Annotated in this window: 15 protein-coding genes; 5 read left to right on the forward strand and 10 right to left on the reverse strand. The window is 70.3% G+C overall.

Annotated elements, in window-relative coordinates:
- Positions 1-86 precede the first annotated feature (86 nt).
- From EDF27_RS00785 to EDF27_RS00795, 3 genes are all read left to right on the forward strand, one after another.
- Positions 87-1,238 (forward strand): glycosyltransferase, encoded by a 1,152-nt coding sequence (locus EDF27_RS00785; RefSeq protein WP_207909543.1) that lies wholly within the window; start codon positions 87-89, stop codon positions 1,236-1,238.
- Positions 1,235-2,269, forward strand: a complete 1,035-nt coding sequence (locus EDF27_RS00790) for a glycosyltransferase family 4 protein (protein ID WP_132046798.1) — start codon at positions 1,235-1,237, stop codon at positions 2,267-2,269. The genes EDF27_RS00785 and EDF27_RS00790 overlap by 4 nt, the downstream gene beginning before the upstream one ends.
- Before the next feature lie 66 nt (positions 2,270-2,335).
- Entirely contained in the window at positions 2,336-3,811 is a 1,476-nt protein-coding gene (locus tag EDF27_RS00795; protein WP_123701304.1) for a polysaccharide biosynthesis tyrosine autokinase, read from the forward strand.
- A gap of 119 nt (positions 3,812-3,930) precedes the next feature.
- Here EDF27_RS00795 and EDF27_RS00800 read toward each other — a convergent pair whose 3' ends face one another.
- The 4 genes from EDF27_RS00800 to EDF27_RS00815 are packed head-to-tail and all read right to left on the reverse strand — an operon-like array spanning position 3,931 to position 8,844.
- Positions 3,931-5,202, reverse strand: coding sequence for a hypothetical protein (locus tag EDF27_RS00800; RefSeq protein ID WP_123701303.1), 1,272 nt, complete (start codon positions 5,200-5,202; stop codon positions 3,931-3,933).
- Positions 5,199-6,476 carry a hypothetical protein gene (locus tag EDF27_RS00805; RefSeq protein ID WP_123654576.1) on the reverse strand — a complete coding sequence of 426 codons (1,278 nt, stop codon included), beginning with the start codon at positions 6,474-6,476 and terminating at the stop codon, positions 5,199-5,201. Before EDF27_RS00805 ends, EDF27_RS00800 begins: the two co-directional genes overlap by 4 nt.
- Positions 6,473-7,558: a glycosyltransferase gene (locus EDF27_RS00810; RefSeq protein ID WP_123654577.1), complete on the reverse strand. Its 1,086-nt coding sequence runs from the start codon at positions 7,556-7,558 to the stop codon at positions 6,473-6,475. Before EDF27_RS00810 ends, EDF27_RS00805 begins: the two co-directional genes overlap by 4 nt.
- A 17-nt stretch (positions 7,559-7,575) precedes the next feature.
- Entirely contained in the window at positions 7,576-8,844 is a 1,269-nt protein-coding gene (locus EDF27_RS00815; protein ID WP_132046800.1) for a nucleotide sugar dehydrogenase, read from the reverse strand.
- Positions 8,845-9,016: 172 nt separating this feature from the next.
- On the opposite strand from EDF27_RS00815, the gene EDF27_RS00820 reads away from it, so the two are divergent.
- Both EDF27_RS00820 and EDF27_RS00825 read left to right on the forward strand, forming a co-directional pair.
- The gene (locus tag EDF27_RS00820; protein WP_123654579.1) at positions 9,017-9,442 is read left to right on the forward strand and encodes a DUF3060 domain-containing protein; all 426 of its coding nucleotides are present in this window, start codon (positions 9,017-9,019) and stop codon (positions 9,440-9,442) included.
- Between the two features lie 20 nt (positions 9,443-9,462).
- Positions 9,463-10,635, forward strand: coding sequence for an ankyrin repeat domain-containing protein (locus tag EDF27_RS00825; RefSeq protein WP_123654580.1), 1,173 nt, complete (start codon positions 9,463-9,465; stop codon positions 10,633-10,635).
- On the opposite strand, the gene EDF27_RS00830 is transcribed toward EDF27_RS00825, so the two are convergent.
- The 6 genes from EDF27_RS00830 to EDF27_RS00855 are packed head-to-tail and all read right to left on the reverse strand — an operon-like array spanning position 10,632 to position 18,086.
- Positions 10,632-11,828, reverse strand: coding sequence for a family 1 glycosylhydrolase (locus EDF27_RS00830; protein WP_207909566.1), 1,197 nt, complete (start codon positions 11,826-11,828; stop codon positions 10,632-10,634). The genes EDF27_RS00825 and EDF27_RS00830 overlap by 4 nt on opposite strands.
- Before the next feature lie 8 nt (positions 11,829-11,836).
- Positions 11,837-12,709, reverse strand: coding sequence for an alpha/beta hydrolase (locus tag EDF27_RS00835; RefSeq protein ID WP_123654581.1), 873 nt, complete (start codon positions 12,707-12,709; stop codon positions 11,837-11,839).
- Positions 12,706-14,460: an ABC transporter ATP-binding protein gene (locus EDF27_RS00840; protein WP_123654582.1), complete on the reverse strand. Its 1,755-nt coding sequence runs from the start codon at positions 14,458-14,460 to the stop codon at positions 12,706-12,708. Before EDF27_RS00840 ends, EDF27_RS00835 begins: the two co-directional genes overlap by 4 nt.
- Positions 14,453-15,388 (reverse strand): ABC transporter permease, encoded by a 936-nt coding sequence (locus tag EDF27_RS00845; protein ID WP_123654583.1) that lies wholly within the window; start codon positions 15,386-15,388, stop codon positions 14,453-14,455. The genes EDF27_RS00840 and EDF27_RS00845 overlap by 8 nt, the downstream gene beginning before the upstream one ends.
- Positions 15,385-16,365, reverse strand: a complete 981-nt coding sequence (locus EDF27_RS00850; protein WP_123654584.1) for an ABC transporter permease — start codon at positions 16,363-16,365, stop codon at positions 15,385-15,387. The genes EDF27_RS00845 and EDF27_RS00850 overlap by 4 nt, the downstream gene beginning before the upstream one ends.
- Complete coding sequence (locus EDF27_RS00855; RefSeq protein WP_243698161.1) at positions 16,362-18,086, reverse strand: ABC transporter substrate-binding protein; 1,725 nt, start codon at positions 18,084-18,086, stop codon at positions 16,362-16,364. The genes EDF27_RS00850 and EDF27_RS00855 overlap by 4 nt, the downstream gene beginning before the upstream one ends.
- Positions 18,087-18,250 lie beyond the last annotated feature (164 nt).

The following is an 18,250-nucleotide window of genomic DNA, read 5'->3' on the forward strand; positions in this document are numbered from 1 at the left end:
CCACCCAGCACCACCCGATGGGCGGCAGAGCACACCAGCCCTGCCGCCCATCGGCACGACCACACCTCCCGAACGCAAGGAACCCGATGTCCCAGCAGCAGCAGCACACCCCCTGGTCCGGCGCCGTCCTGGCCTACCCGATGCACGGCCAGCGGAAGCTGTCCGACGAGGGCTACCGGACCCGCGACGGCCACGTCATCGAATGGCTCGGCCGCTCGTTCGGGTCCCACGGCGGCGTCGACGTCGTCTCCCGACCCGAGCCCGCGATCGCCCGACGCCCCCGGTCGGACCGCAGCCTCGCTCCGGGAACCCACCCGCACGAGACCCGCACATTCCGCTTCCCCAATCCCTTCTCCCGCCGCCGCTGGTGGGTCACCGCCACCGCCGCGTACCCACGGATCGCACACATCGCGGATGCGACGCCGGCGATCGTCTGGAACCCGTTCACCGCGCTCGCGCCGGCAGGAGCGACACCGTTCGCCGACTCCCGCGTGACGGTCCTCGACCTGCTCGACGACTGGTCGAAGCACTACGCCTTCGCGCCGATCGCGGCGCACGTCGAACGCGCCTACGCCGCGGCGTTCGAGCGCGCCACCCACGTCACGGCCAACGCCGAGGGCACCGCGGAACTCGCACGACGCTTCGGCCGGGACGACGTCATCCTGGTCCCGAACGGCTGCGATCCCGAGCGCTTCTCCCCGAACCACACCGCGACGGGCCCCACGACGGTCGGCTACGTCGGCAAGATCGGCCGTCGCCTGGACCTCCCCGGCATCGTCGCCACCATCACGGCGCTGCCGCACGTGCGCTTCGTCTTCGCAGGACCGATCCTCGACGCCGAGTACCGGGCACCGCTCGCCGCACTCGGCAACGTCGAACTCCTCGGCGACGTGCACTACTCCGACGTCCCAGAACTCCTCGAGGGCTTCGACGTCGGCTGGGTCCCGCACCGGGTCGGAGCGGGAGAGGTCGGCGGCGACATCATCAAGACGTACGAGTACCGCGCCGCCGGGCTCCCCACGCTGACCACCCCGGTGGCCGGAGCCGGCACCCGTGGCATCGACGGCGTCACCACCACGCGCATCCACGAGCACGCCGAGGTCATCGGCGACTGGACCCGGAGCGCCACACGCGTCCCCCGCACCCCGACCACCATCCCGGTGGGTGCGACGTGGCGGGACAAGACCGATCTCATCACCGACCTCCTCGTCGGCAGCTCCGTCGGCGTCTCCCGATGAGGGTCACGCTCGTCGCCGCCCCGCTGATGGCCCGGAGCGGCGTGTACCGCTCCGCGGTCGACCTCGTCACGACGGCGCGCGCGGCCGGCCACGACTGGCATGCGGTGCTCGGCGTCCGCCCGGAGGCCGCCGGCATCCCCGTCGAGGACGACCGGCTCACCGAGCACGTCGTCACGGAGCACGGGCGGCACCTCCTGCCCGCGGTCGACCGACTGCTCGACTCCGACGCCGTCCGGTCCGCCGACGTGATCGTCTCGCTGATCCCGCAGTCCGACATGGTGATCGCCCGGCGGCAGGACCTCCTCGCGAAGCGCCGCGTGGCGTGGGTCCGTGGACTCCCGTGGCCCGCTGTCGGGGAACAGCACGGTGCGCGCCGGGTCCTGCTGTCCGCGATGGAGCGCCGCGCCCTCGCCCGGTTCGACGACGTCTGGTCCACCACGCCGCTCCTCGAGGCCCAGCTCGGGCACTCGGGCCGCGGCAGCATCGTGCCGGCCGGTGTCCCGCTCCTCGCTCGCGGTCGCTCCCGCGCGGAGGCGCCGATCGTCTTCGCCGGGCGACTCTCCACCGAGAAGGGCGCCGACCTGTTCATGCAGATCGCCGCGCGCACGGGGGTGGACGCACGCATCCACGGGACCGGCGCGCTGGAGGCGGAGCTGCACCGGGCCTCCCCACCGAACCTCGCCTGGGGCGGATGGCGAGCCGCTGGCGACATCTGGGCCGACGCTGGGGTGTGCGTGGTCCCGTCGCACCGCGACGCCTTCGGTCGCACCCCGGTGGAGGCGGCGAGCGCCGGGGTGCCCGTCGTGATGAGCGACCAGGTCGGGGTGGCACCGCTGCTGTACACGGATGCCGAGCTCCGGGACCAGCTGGTGCTGCCGATCGGCGAACCGGATCGGTGGGACGCCGCGATCCGACGGCTACGGCAGGACGACCTGTTCCGGAGGCGAGTGGTCGAGCACGGGTGGGCGAACGCGCAGCACCTCACCATCGAGGCGTCGTTCCATGCGGCCGTCTCGGCCATGCAGAATTGACATATCAGGTGTTAGAATAACAAACGCAGTGACTCACACCCGACCGACGACCCGAGCGAGGCAACAGTGACCATCCAGGACTTCATCCGCATCCTCCGACGATCCTGGTTGCTCGTGACCGCGTTCGTCGTGATGGCGATCGGGCTCAGCGGCGGCCTTGCGGTCCTCACCACGCCGATGTACAGCACCTCGACGAAGCTCTTCGTCTCCGTGCAGTCGCAGGGCGCGACGGCCAGCGACCTCGTGCAGGGCAACAGCGCCGCGCAGGGCAAGGTCCAGAGCTACGTCGACATCGTCACCAGCGCCAGCGTGCTGCAGCCGGTGATCGACGAACTCGGGTTGAAGACCTCGGTGCCGTCGCTGGCGAGCCGGATCAACGCCAGCTCCCCCGTCAACACCGTGCTCATCACGATCACCGTGACCGATTCCGACCCCGCTCAGGCGGTGAAGACCGCGACCGCGGTGGGCGAGAGCTTCAAGGACGTCGTCGGCAACGACCTCGAGGTCCCCACTGCCGGCGGCCCCAGCCTGGTCAAGATCGGGACGGTGCAGCCACCCGTCGAACCGTCGAAGCCGTCCTCCCCCAAGCTCTCGATCAACCTCGCTGTCGGGCTCCTCGCCGGCATCCTGCTCGGCACCGGCGCAGCGGTGCTCCGCGCGACGCTCGACACGAAGATCCGCCGCCAGGACGACGTCGAGGCCGTCACCGATGCGCCGATCCTCGGCGGCATCCAGTTCGACCCGGGCGCACCGAAGCGACCGCTCATCGTGCAGGTCGACCCGCGGAGCCCCCGTGCAGAATCGTTCCGCACCCTCCGGACGAACGTGCAGTTCATCGACCTCGACGAGTCCACGCGGAGCTTCGTCGTGACCTCGGCGGTGCCCTCGGAGGGCAAGTCGACGACCGGGGCGAACCTCGCGATCGCGATGGCCGAGAACGGCGCACGCGTGGCGATCATCGACGCCGACCTCCGCCGTCCGCGCCTCGCGGAGATCCTCGGTGTCGAAGGCGCTGTCGGGCTCACCGACGTGCTCATCGGGCAGGCGGAGATCACCGAGGTCCTGCAGCCCTGGGGCCACGGCGGCCTGCACGTGATCCCCGCCGGGCGGATCCCCCCGAACCCCAGCGAACTGCTCGGCAGCGCGCGCATGCGGGTCCTGCTCGAAGAACTGACCACCGAGTTCGACTACGTCATCATCGACGCGCCACCGCTCCTGCCGGTCACGGATGCGGCCATCCTCAGCCGCCTGACCGGCGGTGCGCTCGTCATCTCCGCAGCCGGACGCTCGACCCGCAACCAGCTCCGTGTCGCGATCGACGCGCTCTCGAGCGTCGGCAGCCGGACCCTCGGCATCGTCATGACGATGCTGCCGGCGAAGGGCGCGGGGTCCTACGGGTACGGCACCTACTACGCGTACTACGGCAAGCGCGCCGGCGACGACGCACTCGACCCGAGCGAACTCGTCCCGCGACGCGGGCGGCGTGCAGCGCCGGCGATGCCGAGGAGCGAGCGCCGGCTCGCCAGGCAGGATGCCGGGTGACCACCGGACTGGAGGTCCGGCGCGGCCCCGCAGCGCCCGGTGCGTCCGCGGTCTGACGACACGACAGAGCCCCACCCGCTTCTCGCGGGTGGGGCTCTGTCGTGCGCCGGGCAGGCGCGTCAGGCGTTCTGGACGGTGCGCTCCGCCTCGGCGGGCCGCTCCACGTCGCGTGCGGTGGGCAGCGCGAGCACGACCATCAGGAGGAAGAAGACGACCGTCCACCCGAAGTAGTCGAACGAGAACAGCGTGACGAACAGGATCAGCAGGAACGCCCGCCGGGTGCGGTCGCCCCGGAGGAACGACGTCACGAGGAACCCGACGACGAGCAACAGCCCGATGAGTCCTTCCGTCCCGAGGGTCGTGACGAGCTGGTTGTCGATGATCCAGAACCCGTTCTGCGGGAAGAGCCCCCGCTGGTACAGCAGCATGTCCGTGCCGTAGCCGCTCCCGAACAACATCTCGAGCGGATCGCGTCCGAGGAGCGCCGGGACCGCTTCGAACGCACCGGCGCGGTTCGTGTAGGACCCGGAGCCGAGGAGCCGGTCCACCGACGCGCCGAGTGCCGGCCAGAAGACCACCAACCCGAGGAGCACCCCGACCGTCACGATGAGGATGCGGACGGCCCGCCCTGTCGCGTCAGAGGTCCAGAGGAGGAACCCGAGCGCCAGGGCGAGTGCGATCAGGGTGGTACGGCTGCCGGAGAGGAGGACCCCGGCGGACAGCGCCGCACCGATCGTCACGGACAGCAGTCGCGGCCGCTGTCGTGCCGTCGCGATCAGTGCCACGAAGGCCAGCCCGAGGACGATCGAGTACGGGATGGGGTGGCCGAGCGTGCCGGAGACGCGCAGCAGTGATCCAGGGAGCACGGGGTTCCGCAGGGACGGTTCGGACCCGTCGGCGTAGACCCGGTTCCCCCACGGGATCGGGCGGTGCGTCACCGCGAACTCGACGAGTCCGAGGCCGGCCTCGACGACGCCGATGGTGATGAATGCGGTGAGGAGCATCCGGCGTTCCCGGGCGGTGAAGCCGCTGACCGCGACGAGTGCCAGCACGGCGAGGACGGCGAGTCGGGTGAACTGCAGGGTCGCGAAGGACGCGTTCAGGATCGTCACGGTCTGCACGACGACGAGGAACACGACCGCGATGGCGATCACCGGGCCGCCGCGGGCGGGGCGGCGTCCGCCGGCGAGCAGCCCGATCAGGAGCACCGCCGCGCTCCCGAAGACCACGGCGTCCCGGACGATGGCCGGTGCGGCGGAACCGGCACCGACGAGGAGCAGGACCAGCGCGAGGACGACCGCGGCCCCGCGACGTGCGTCCACGGGGACGAGCACGATGCCGGTGGCGACTGCGGCGAGCGCTGCGAGGCCGACCAGCGCCGCGAGGATCACGACCGGAGCCGTTCGGCGTCGGTGCAGCCCCTGGCGCTCTGCGCGGTTCCGCTGCCGGCGCCGCTCGGCGCCCGGACGGCCCGTGCGAGGATGCCCCACTGCAGGACGAGTCCGACGAACTCCGCGATCACGAGCGCTGCCATCGTTCCCTCCGCACCGGCGAGCACGCCACCGAGGACCGCACCCGGGATCCCGACGACCGCCGAGGACGCGGCAGCCCAGGTCGAGGCGTCCGCGCGGCCGAGTGCGACCAGCGCGAGGCCGAAGCCGCGTGCTGCGCAGACTACCGCGACGAGCAGCCCGGCGATCGCTGCCAGGGCGCCGTCGACGGCGACCACGCCGGTGAAGAGCACGGCGACGAAGGTCGGCATCGCGGCGAGCACGAGGACACCGGCTGCTGCCCCGAGACCGATGTTCATCAGCACGACTTGGACGGCCCGTCGCCGTGCGATCACCTGGTCTTCGACACCGACCCACGTCTGGAGGCGCTGCGGGACGACGGCGAGGAACTGGAGCCCCATCCGGAGCGGCCGGTCCACGGCACTGAAGGTCGCGACGGCCCCGGGGGCGACTCCGGCGAGGAGCGCTGCCGGGAGCGCGCGGTAGAGGGTGCTGATCGTCCGTCCGAGCATCACGACCGACTGGGAGCGGGCGGTCGACGGTGCCGCGCGGAACGCCGCACGAGACGGCCAGGCACGGACGCCGGCAGTCCGAGCGGACAGCAGCACGGTGAGCGCCGCCGCCGCACAGAGTGCGGCTCCGTAGGACTCGAGCGGAGCGCCGAGCGCGATCGCACCGGCGGCCGAGAGCGCGAGGGTCATGCGCGGGAGCGCCTCCACCAGGAGGATGGTCGCCGGTCGGCCGAGTCCGGTCCAGTACCAGGACGGACTGAGCGCACCGCCGAGGATGCCGAGCCCGAGCAGGACCGCGGCCGTCCGGTGCTCGTGCGCAAGCGTGCCGCTCGCGACGGCGACCGGCAGGGCGAGGACCCCGACGGCGACGAGCCGGGAGGCGAGGGCGCGCTCGTAGAGGCCGCTCGCTGCCGCGCGGTCCCTCGACACCTTCTGGGGGCCGACGACGACCCAGCCGAGCTCGCCGATGACCGCACCGGCGAGCCCGACGGACAGCGCGACGGCGACGCTCGCCCACCCGGCGGCGCCGTACTGCGACGTGACCGCGGGGATGACGACGAGCGGGGCGAGCGAACCGAGGAGTGGGGCTCCGACGTACAGCGCGAGCTGGGCGCCGATCCGGGTGACGCGACGGGCGTTCACCGGGGGCCGCCCGCGACGAGTGCGGCGAGTCGTCGGGAGAACCGGTCGAACCGCACGGCGACGAAGTCCTCGAGCCGTGCCGCGAGCTGCGCGGTGTGCGCCCGGGCGCTGTCGGTGGTGAGCGCGTCGAGCTCGATGTCTGCGAGCGCGCTCGTGATCGCGTGTGCCGAACCCGGATCCGTCTGCACCAGCAGCGGGCCGGCGATGCGCGCGAGTTCCTCCACCGCGGCTGAACGCTGCGTGACGACGACCCGTCCGGCGGCGAGTCCCTGCCAGACCTTGTTCGCGACGACGCTCGTCGCCTTCGTGGACGACCCGAACACCCCGAGGACGACGTGGTGGCGCTCGACGAGTTCGGCGAGCTCGGACTCGGACACGGCGTCGAGGAACGTGATGCGTCCGCGCAGGCCGAGCTCTGCGGCGCGCTGTTCGATCGCGGCGCGCCGCACACCGTTGCCGACGAACGTCGCGGTGAAGCGACGGGTGGCGGTGAGCTCGGCGAGGGCGTCGACGACGAGCTCGGTGCCGTGCAGCGGGATGTAGTTCCCGTAGTAGAGCACGCGGAGCCGGGAGCCCGGTCGGATCGGAGCCGTCGAGCCCGCCCAGGCAGGCGCGCCGACGGGGAGGTCGAGCACTTCCCGGCCGGTGACCGCGGAGAGCGCGCGCGCTCGGACCGCCGTGTCGGTGACGACGAGGTCCCCGAGTCCGGTGGCGATCGCGTCCTGCAACGCGAACCGACGGGCACGGGTGCTTCCGGCGGCGACCGACCCCCAGTCCTCGACCGCGGTCTCGTGCAGTCCGATGAACCGGTCGATCACGACCACCGCGCGGCGGAGTCGTCCGACCAGCCAGACGAGCGGCGCGTGCGTCAACCGCATCTCGGCGAGCATGACCACGTCCGCTCCGGCCGAGGCACGCCACAGCCCGTGGAGGTCCTGCCGGATCCGCCGCAGCCGCGATGACGCCCGGGACTGCGTGACGACCACGACCTCGGCGTCGAACCGGTCCTGGAACGCGGCGCGCACGCGGGCGTTCCGCGGGTAGGTGACGTCGTGGACGCCGTACTGCACGATCTTCAGCATGGTGATCGGGTCCCGCGTCAGAGGACGACGACGGAGCCGCCGGCGCCGAGCGTGTTCCGGGTGTCGAGCGTCGGGATGCCGCGGAGCAGCTCGAGGTCGACGCCCTCGTGTTCGGTGAGCACGATCGCAGCGTGGATCGTCGGGATCAGCGCCGGTGTGAGGTCGGCGCGGATGACCGACGTCGGCCAGCGGTGGTCCTCGACGTGCGCATCGACACCGATGAGCTCTGCCCCCATGCACGTGAGCAACTCGATCACCCGGGCGGACGGTGCTTCGCGCGTGTCCCCGGAGTTCTTCTTGTACGCGAGTCCCGCGAGCAGGATCCGCGATCCTCGGACGGGGCGGCCGGCGTCGTTGAGCATGCCCGCGATCCGCTCGACCACGTGGTCGGGCATGTGGTCGTTGACGTCGTTCGCCAGCTCGACGAACCGGAAGGTGCGTCCGAGCGAGCGCTTGACCTGCCACGACAGGTAGCTCGGGTCCACCGGGAGGCAGTGACCGCCGACGCCGGGTCCTGGCGTGAACTTCATGAACCCGAACGGCTTCGTCGCGGCCGCGTCGATGGACTCCCAGACGTCGACACCGAGCAGGTCGGCGAACACGGCCAGCTCGTTCACGAGGGCGATGTTGACGTGGCGGAAGGTGTTCTCGAGGAGCTTCGTGAGCTCCGCCTCACGCGTGCCGGACACCGGGACGGTCGTGTCGACGAGCGCGCCGTAGAAGTCCTGCACTCGCTCGAGCGAGGCGGCGTCGATCCCGGAGACGACCTTCGGCGTCTCGACGAACCCCCACGTCGCGTTGCCCGGGTCGATCCGCTCCGGGCTGTACCCGAGGTGGAAGTCCCGACCGGCGGTGAGCCCGGAGACGCGCTCGAGGATCGGCAGCACGAGCTCGTCCGTGGTGCCGGGGTAGGTGGTGGACTCGAGGATGATCGTGCCGCCCGGCCGGAGGTGCTCGGCCAGCGACGCCGCGGACTGCTCGACGTAGCTGAGGTCGGGTGCGGCGTCCCGGAGCGGGGTGGGGACCGTGATCACGGCGATGTCGAAGCCCTCGACGAGCGAGTCGTAGCAGTCCGTGGCGACGTACTGCCCGGATGCGAGCGCCCTCCGGACCTGGGCATCGGGGACGTCCTCGACGTAGGACCGGCCCTCCTGCAGCGCTGAGGACCGGCGGACGTCGACGTCGATGCCGATCACGTCGTAGCCGACCTCGACCGCACGCATGGCGACGGGCAGTCCGACGTACCCCTGTCCGACGATCACGACGGTCTGGTTGCGAGCTGACATGGGGGCTCCTTCTGAGCGCATCGGGTGGTGCACCGCAAGCACGGCCACATCCCCAATCTAATTTCACATGCGAGATATTGCAATGCTTGACACTGAATATTGACATGTTGGACACTGATGAGGCGCGTGCCCCATCGAGCCGCGCCGATCACACCCGAACCAAGGAGCCCTCATGCGTGCCCGTACCGTCATCGCCGCCCTCGCCGCCACCGTCGCCCTCGCCGGCCTGACCGGCTGCGCCGCGAGCCAGCCCGACACCGCGAAGCCGACCTCGAGCACCTCGACCGCGCCGAGCGTCGCGAAGACCGTCTACGACGAGTGCGTCGACGGGCAGGCCACCGTCCTCGCCTCGAAGCTCACGGGCGACTTCTCGCTCGAGGGCGACTGCAAGACCGTGAGCATCGTCGGTGCGGCCAAGAAGGGCACGACGATCACCCTCCCGGCGCTCGACCTCCTCGTCATCGAGGGCAACGCCACGAAGGTCACTGCGGACTCCGCTGCGAAGATCGTGTTCGCCGGCAACGACAACGTCGTCCAGCACGGCGGTCACGCCGAGGTCGAGGACCACGGCACGGGCAACTCCGCGACCGAGCGGTAGGCCCCGGTAGTCTCGACCCCATGCGTTGGTCCCGAGTGAACTGGCCCGCGGTGGGCTACGTGTCGCTCGAGGACTTCGACGGCCACGCCGAACACCTCGCCCGCCTTCTGGAGGACGCCCCACCCCCGATCGCCGCTCTCGCGACGGTCCGGTGGAGCGACTCCCGGATCGCGAAGTGGACCGTCGAGCCGGCGCACCGGCACGCAGCGGCCGAGACCGACGACACCGCTGCACTCCCGGACCACGGCGAGCCCGACCCGGTGGTCCTGCACGCGCAGGTCATGGTCCGGAACGACGAGGTGCTCGACACCGCAGAGGGTCTCTGGCGGCGCTGGAACCACGCGCGCGTCGCGCTGCGGTTCGAGGACGCCGTGATCGATCCGACAGTGCTCGAGCCGGAGGCGCTGCTCGCCGGGGACGCACACATCGCCCGTGGAGAGATCGAGCACGTCGGTCGGGACGGCTGGGAGCTCCGGCTCCTCGTCTCCCCCGTCGGCGAGGTCGCGATCCGCTTCACCGACGTCACCGTCGAGGTCCGGAGCGTCAACGAGGAGGACTTCACCGACCTCGAAGCACGACCGGCACGCGGGTGGCACGGCCCGGTGCCGGACGGCTGGGTGGAGTGGGCGGACGAGGTGGTCCGTGCCGCGGCGTACGGCGACCTCGGCGGCCTGCACCTGGCCGACGACGCGAGCGACGTCGACGACCTCGACCCGCGCTGGGGCTTCGCCCCGCTGCACGCCGCCGCGTGGTTCGACCGCCCCGAGATGCTCTCCGAGCTGCTCGGCCGCGGCGCATCGATCGACCTGCCGGACTCCGAGGGGCGGACGCCGCTCACGTTGGCGATCGACCGGGACGCACGGGCTGCGGTCGACGTCCTGGTCGCGTCGGGCGCCGGCCTGGAGGCCCGGGACAGCGACGGCAACACGCCGATCGTCCGCGCTGCTTGGGGTGGGCACGCGGCGATCGTGCGCAGCCTCGCCGAGGCGGGCGCGGACACCACGACACGGGGGTCACGTGGCGCGACGGTGCTGATCGCCGCGGTGGACTCCGGGGACGTCGACACGGTGCGCGCCGCGCTCGAGCTCGACGTGGACCGGGACGCCCGGGACGACGAGGGCTCGACCGCCGCGGACCGCGCAGATCTCCTGCGCGAACCGGCGACGGCCGAGCTGCTGGCGTCGGGTTCCTAGTCGGCCTGGGACTCGAGGGCGTTCGCCGTCGCGACGCCGCCGTACCAGTGCGCGGACGGCTTCGGGGTGCGCTCGAACGTCACCGGGTCCCAGGACACCAGCCCGAAGGTCGGCCGGAAGCCGGACGCCCACTCGTAGTTGTCGAGGAGGGACCAGTGCTGGTAGCCGAGCACGTCGATGCCGTCCTCGATGCAGCGGTGGATCCCCTCGAGGGCACCCTGCGTGTAGGCCTGGCGGCGGGTGTCGTCGGCGGTGGCGATGCCGTTCTCGGTGATCATCAGCGGCACGTGGCCGGAGAGTTCCCACGCGCTGCGGAGACCGTCGGCCGAGGCTTCCGGGTAGAACTCCCAGCCCGTGAGGGTGGTCTCGACGTCGTCCCGGACGGGGAGCGGACCGTTGGGGCCGATGAACGTCCGGGTGTACGCCTGGACACCGAGGAAGTCGTCACCCGCGGCGTTCTCCAGGTACCAGTCGTCACGCGGGTAGCCGTACTCGCGGAGCATCTCCTCGGAGCCGGGCTCCCCCGACGCCTTGAACGCCTGGGTCGCGATGGTCCAGCCCGACCTGATGCCGTCCACCTGCGACAGGACCTCGCGGGAGCGCTTGTGCGACGCGAGGAGCGCGTCCGCGACGCCGAGGTCCGGGTTCGGCAGGCCGAAGGCGACCAGGTTCGCGGCGTCCTCGCCACCCGCGAGCATCGCCGCGATGTTCGGCTCGTTGATCGTGCAGACGTAGCGGACGCCGTCCTGGACGACGGGGAGCGCGGCTTCGGTGTAACGGGCGAACAGGTCGGCGGCGTCGGGTGCACGCCAGAAGCCGTCGCGCTCGAACCAGCGCGGGACCGTGAAGTGCATGAGGGTGACGATCGGCTCGAGGCCGAACTCGTGGCAGGTCTCGACCATGCGGCGGTAGTGGCCGACCTCGGCACGGCTGACGAACCCGCGCTCGGGCTCGATGCGCGCCCACTCGATGCTGAACCGGTAGGAGTTCAGCCCGAGCTCCGCCGCGATGCGGATGTCGTCGCGGTAGCGGTGGTAGCTGTCCGCCGCGTCGCCGGAGGGCTCGACGATCGTGGTGTCCGGCTCGTGCTCGTGCACCCACCAGTTGCTGTTGACGTTGTTGCCCTCGATCTGGTGGGCAGCGGTGGCCGCGCCCCAGAGGAAACCGTCGGGGAAGCTGAGCGTGGTGATGATGGGTCCTTTCAGTGCTTCGCCAAGAACGCATCGAAGACGGCGACCGTCCCGAGCGGGTTCTCGACCTGGGGGCCGTGGTAGCTCTCCGGGATCACGACGTACTCGGCGCCGGTGTCCTCGGCCATCGCGCGTTGCCACGGGATCGGCCAGGCGCCGTCCCACTCGCCGTGCGTGACGAGCACCGGGAGGCCGGTGGCGCGGAGTTCGGCGGACGCGTCGGTGTGGTCCTCGAGGATGTGGCCGCCGGCGGTGACGCTGAGCGGGCTCGTGGCGTCGAACCGCTCACGGACCATGCGGACGTCGTCCGGGAGCTCCTCGTCCGGGCGTCCGGCCCAGAGCGGGTTCGTCGCGTCGAACAGGGTGCGGTTGTTCCCGCCGGTGTCGTGCATGATCGTCAGCTCGGTGACCTTGCGGTACGGCCAGCCGTACGGGCCGGAGCAGAACTGCACGACGTCGCGGAAGGCGCTCGGGTCCTGGATCGCCGCCGCACGGACGATGACGCCGCCGAGGGAGTGCCCGATGAGGTGCACGGGCGCCCCGTCGTCGAGCAGCCGTGCGACGCGCACGACGTCGGCGGCCTCCGCCTCGAGCGCGTAGTCCCGCGGCTCCGCCGGCGCTGCCGAATCGGCCTGCCCGCGACGGCTGATCGCCACCGCGGTCCAGCCGGCATCGCGGAGGAGCGGCATGAACGTGCGCCAGTCCTCCTTCGAGCCGGTGTACCCGGGGACGATCAGCACGGTGCCCTTGCTCGCGCCGTCCGGGACGACGCGGTACGCGGTCAGCCGACCGATCGGCAGGTCGATGCCGACGACGTCGACGCCGTCCGGGGTGGGCAGGTGCCCGAACGACGGGACCGCCTCGAAGTCGTGCAGCGTGGTCAAATCAGTCCCTCCGCGAGCCGTCGGCGCGGGTTCGGGACCGCGTCGAGCAGGTCGATCGTGTAGCTGTCCTGCGGGTGCTGCAGCACGTCGGCGGTCCGGCCGCGCTCCACCACGGCGCCGTCGTGCAGCACCATGATGTCGTCGGTGATGAGCCGGGCACTCAGCAGGTCGTGCGTGATGTAGAGGAGCGAGACGCCCCACTGCTCGCGCAGGTCCTCGAGGAGTGCGAGCACACCGGCGCGGAGCGTGACGTCGAGCATCGACACCGGCTCGTCCGCGATGATCACCTGCGGGTCGCTCGCGAGCGCCCGGGCGATCACCACGCGCTGCCGCTGCCCACCGGAGAGCTGGTGCGGGAGCTTCTGCGCGAACTGCTCCACCGGGGACAGCCCCACGGTCTCGAGGAGCTCGAGCACCCGACGACGGGCGTCCTTGCCGCGGAGCCCGGTGTAGTTCACGACCGGACGGGTGAGCGTGTACTCCACGGTGTGCAGCGGGTTCAGGGCCGCGTACGGGTCCTGGAACACCATCTGCACCTCGGAGCGCAGGTCGCGCAGGCCTCGGCGTCCGAGCTTCGCGACGTCGAGGTCACCGAAGCGGACGGTGCCCGAGGTGGGCTTCTCGACGCCGGTGAGCATCTTCGCGATCGTCGACTTGCCGGAACCCGACTGGCCGACGAGCGCGAGGGACTGCCCCGGCTCGAGCGTGAACGAGACGTCGCGGACGGCGCGGACCGGGTCCTCACCGCGACGCGGCGGGGCGTAGGTCTTCACCAGGCCCTCGACGACGATCGGGTTCTTCGCGGCACTGCGCTCGCGGGAACCGACGGTCGCGTGCGAGGTCGTCGTCTCCTGGCGGCTGGCACCGGACTCCCCCCGGAGGGAGCGGTCCGGGAAACCGGGCAGCGAGACGACCTCGGCGCGCGGGTCCGCGTAGTGCGAGAGCAGCATCTGCGTGTACTCGTCCTGCGGGTCGCGGAGGATCTCGCGGGAGCCGCCGTCCTCGACGATCCGGCCCTCGTGCATCACGAGGACGCGCTCCGTGGCCTCGAGCACGATGCCGAGGTCGTGGGAGATCAGCACGGCGGTGAAGCCCTCGGACCGCTGCAGCTCGATGATCGTGTCCATCACCGCGTGCTGCACCAGGACGTCGAGCGCCGTGGTCGGCTCGTCGAACACCATCAGCTGCGGCTCGAGGGACAGCGCCAGCGCGATCGAGACGCGCTGTCGCATGCCGCCGGAGAGTTCGCCCGGGAACCGGGCGAGCATCGAGTCCGGCAGCTTCACCTTGCCGACGAGCTCCCGCATCCGGCTGTCCCAGCGCTCGCGCGGGACGTGGCCGTGGGCCTTGAAGATGTCGATGAAGTGGTTCCGGATGGTGCGCACCGGGTTCAGCGCGTTCATGCCGGACTGCAGCACCATGGCGAACCCGCCCTGGCGCTGCTGCCGGAGCGCCTCCTCGTCGAGGTCGCGGATGTCCTTGCCCGCGAAGACGATGCTGCCGCCGTTCGTGCGCGCCGGCGGCTTCTGCAGACGGGTCAGCGCGTAGCCGAGCGTCGACTTGCCGGAACCGGACTCACCGACCAGGCCGACGAACTCGCCCTTCCGCAGCGAGAACGACACGTGGTCGACCGCTTGGACCGCGGTCTGTCCGGCCGATTCGTAGACCACCGACAGGTCACGGACGTCGAGCAGGACGTCCGCAGCCCGCGGGGCGGAGTCGGGCCGAGCCTCCAGGGTGGATTCAGGCATTCTTTCGCTCCTTACGGGGCCGCGCACCCTCGCGCAGTCGCGGGTTGGACACGGCGTCGACGCCGAAGTTGATCAGGGTCAGGCTCATCGCGAGGAGCGCGATGCAGAGACCCGGGGCGAACAGCAGGATCCACTGACCGGTGAGCAGCGCGTTGGAGTTCTGCGCCCAGTAGAGGATCGTGCCCCAGCTGACGATCGAGGAATCGCCGAGGCCGAGGAACTCCAGGCCGGCCTCCGCGAGGATCGCGCTCGTCGCGGCACCGAAGAACGAGCCGACGATGAGCGAGGTCATGTTCGGCAGGATCTCGCGGAAGACGATGCGGGTCGCACCCTCACCGGAGAACTGCGCCGCCGTCACGAAGTCGCGACCGCGGAGCGACTGCGTCTGCGAGCGGAGCACGCGAGCACCCCACGCCCAGCCGGTCACCACGATGACCGCGATGATGACCGCGATCCCGCCGTTCTGCAGGTAGGCCGCGATGACGATCATCAGGGGCAGCCCCGGGATGACGAGGAACAGGTTCACGATGAACCCGATGACCTCGGCGATCCAGCCGCGGACGTAGCCCCAGCTGAGACCGATCGCGACGGCGACGAGCGTGGACAGGATGCCCGCGACCGCACCGACCATCACGGAGATGCGTGCGCCGTAGATGATCTGGGAGAGGACGTCCTCACCGGCTGCGGTCGTGCCCATCCAGTGCGCCCACGTCGCGTCGGCGGAACGGGCGAAGCCGTTCTGGGACGCGCCGTACGGGGCGAGGAGGGGTGCTGCGAGCGCCACGACGACGAACACGGCGAGGATGATGATCCCGATCCGGGCCTTCGTGTTGCCCCAGACGACGCCGAACTGGCGGGCTGCACTCTTCCATCGGGACGGAGCCTGCTGCTCCGGTGCGTCTTGCGTGCGTACTGCGACAGTGCTCATCGTCGAGTCCTCGGGTCCAGGACGCCGTACAGGACGTCCACGATGAAGTTGGCGATGAGCACCGACACGGTGATCATCAGGAACAGTGCCTGCATGAGCGGGTAGTCCTGCCCGATGACGGCGTTGAAGAGCAGGTAGCCGATGCCCGGGTAGCCGAACACCTGCTCGACCAGCACCGAGCCGCCGACGACACCACCGAGTGCCAGACCGAAGCCGGTCAGGTTCGGCAGGATCGCGTTGCGGGCGGCGTACCGGATCGCGACCGTGCGGCCACGGAGACCGTTCGCCTCGGCGAAGGTGACGTAGTCGTCGCCGAGGGTGTTGATCATCGCGTTGCGCATGCCGATGATCCAGCCGCCGAGGCTCGTCACGAGGATCGTCACGGCCGGCAGGATCGCGTGCTGCAGGGCGTCACCGACGAAGGCGCCGCTGAGGCCCGGTGTCGTCGTCGCCGAGTACGCGCCCGTGGTCGGGAACCAGTGCAGGACGTAGCCGAGGAAGAACAGCAGCAGGAGCGCGGTCCAGAAGTACGGGAACGTCGACATGAAGCTCCCCGACAGGGTCGGGAGGGAGTCGAGCCAGGTGCCGCGCTTCCACGCTGCGCCGACACCGATCAGGGTGCCGAGCACGAACGCGATGATCGTGACCAGGCCGACGAGGATCAGCGTGTACGGCAGCGCGCGGGCCACCAGCGACCCCACGTCCTGCGGGTAGAACGTGTAGCTCACACCGAAGTCGAGCGTCACGACCTGGTGCAGGTAGCTGACGTACTGGTCCCACAGGTTGCCGGTCGGGACGCCGAGCTGGGCCTCGATGGCCTTCTTGGTGGCGTCGGTGACCGGGCCGTTCTGGCTGAGCTTCGCCAGGGCCGCGTCGGTCGGGCTGCCCGGCATGAGTCGCGGGAGCACGAAGTTCAGCGTGACCGCGGCCCAGAGGGTCAGGACGAAGAGGACGAGTTTCTGGAGGATGTACTTCACTTCTGCTCCTGGAGGATCTTGCGTCCCGCGGCGCTGTCGCGCAGTCGGAGCTTGGAGAAGATGAGCAGCGGAGCCGAGTCGTAGTTCTGCGGCGCCATGTACGGGTCGTCCGCACTCGGCCACCCGACGAACTTCGACGTGTTGAACAGGCCCCAGAGGCCGCCGTAGTACATCCCGATCACGGGCAGGTCGTTGTACACGACCTCCTGCAGCTGATCGATGATCTCCTGCTGCTTCGCGGTGTCGGTCGTCGCCTTGTACTCGTCGAGGAGCTTCTGCGTGTCGGCGTTCTTGTAGCGCTCGTAGTTGTTCACCGTCGACTTGCCGACGGGCTGGTAGAAGTCGGAGCTCAGCAGGGAGTTGAACGCCTGGTAGACGTCGCCGTTGCCCATGCCGCCCATCGCCATGTCGAAGGTGCCGTTGTTGATGTTCGACTGGTACCCGGCGGGCTGCGGCGCGCTGATCGTGACCTTGATGCCGATGGCGGTCAGGTTGCGACGGACCTCCTGCGCGGCGCGGAGCCAGTCGGAGTAGCCGTTCGCGGTCATGATGTTGATCTCGAGCTGCTTGCCGTCCTTGACGATCTTGCCGTCCTGGACCGTGTAGCCGGACTTCTCGAAGCTCGCGATCGCGGCCTTCGTGTCCTGCGTGACGACACCCTTGTCCGGGATGCTGTCGTTCACGTACTGCTCCTGGTTCGGCAGGATCAGGCCGGTCTGCGCCGCCGCCTTGAGGTTGCCCTCGGTCGCGGTCTCGGCGATGTCGTCACGGTTCAGTGCGAGCGAGATGCCCCGGCGGACGTTGACGTCGTTGTACGGCGCCTTCGTCAGGTTCGGGATCAGGCCGATCACACCCCCCGGCGGGAACCAGTACGTGTTCGTCTTGGAGGCTGCACCCCACGTGCCCTGGACGTCGGAGATGAACGCGTACGCCCAGTCGTAGCCACGCGTGACGGTGTCGAGCTGCGTGTTCGTCGCCGGCAGGATCAGGTGCTTGATGGCGATCTTGTCGGCCTGCCAGTAGGACTTGTTCTTGTCCATCGAGTACTGCTGGTCGGTGTAGTTGCCGAGCACGAACGGGCCGGTGCCGACCGGGTTCGGGTCGCGGAACGTCGTCGGGTCCTTGACGTCCTTCCAGTGCTGTTCACCGAGGATGTACGTCTGCCCGATGATCGTCAGGCTCGGGACGTCCTCCGACTTCAGGTGGAAGATGACGTGCTGGCCCTGCTGCTCGATGCTCGCGATGTGCTGCCAGGCACCCTTGAGGTCCATCGCCGGGAACTTCTTCAGCAGGTCGAACGTGAAGACCACGTCCTTCGCGCTGAAGGCGTCACCGTTGGACCACTTGACGCCGCTGCGGATCGTCATGTCGATCGTCTTGGCGTCCGGCTGCGTCCAGGAGCTCGCGAGCCACGGGTTGCGCTTGCCGTCGAGGGGGTTCACCTCGATGAGGGGCTCGTACATCCACTTCGACGCGGTGCGGGCGTTCGCGATGTACGGGTTGAAGTTGCGGTCGAACAGCGGGTTGCCGTGGTCCGCGTTGATGAGCATCGTGTCCTTGCCGATGCTCGGGTCCGGCTGGGACCGGACCTGGATGCTGCAGCCGGTGGCCGTGAGGGCCACGATGGCGAGCCCGGCGAGGGCCGCCATCAGGCGTCCGCGCCGGCCACGGCGTGCGCCGGGGACGCGCGGGGAGCGCGTGCGCTGTGGGGGAAGCGTCATTGCTCGGTCGACCTCCGTGTCGAGTGGGTACCGGGACAATGTATGCGCTTACATCGCGCTTTGCAACCGGGGGTTTGTGGTGCACCCCGGAACGCCGCGTGCTCGGCGTGTGCCGGCTCCGCGCACGCGGTCCTCGAGCGGCCACGGCGTGCCGCCGACGGCCG

Origin of the sequence: Curtobacterium sp. PhB136, from assembly GCF_004346855.1 — a bacterium.
Classification (GTDB): domain Bacteria; phylum Actinomycetota; class Actinomycetes; order Actinomycetales; family Microbacteriaceae; genus Curtobacterium.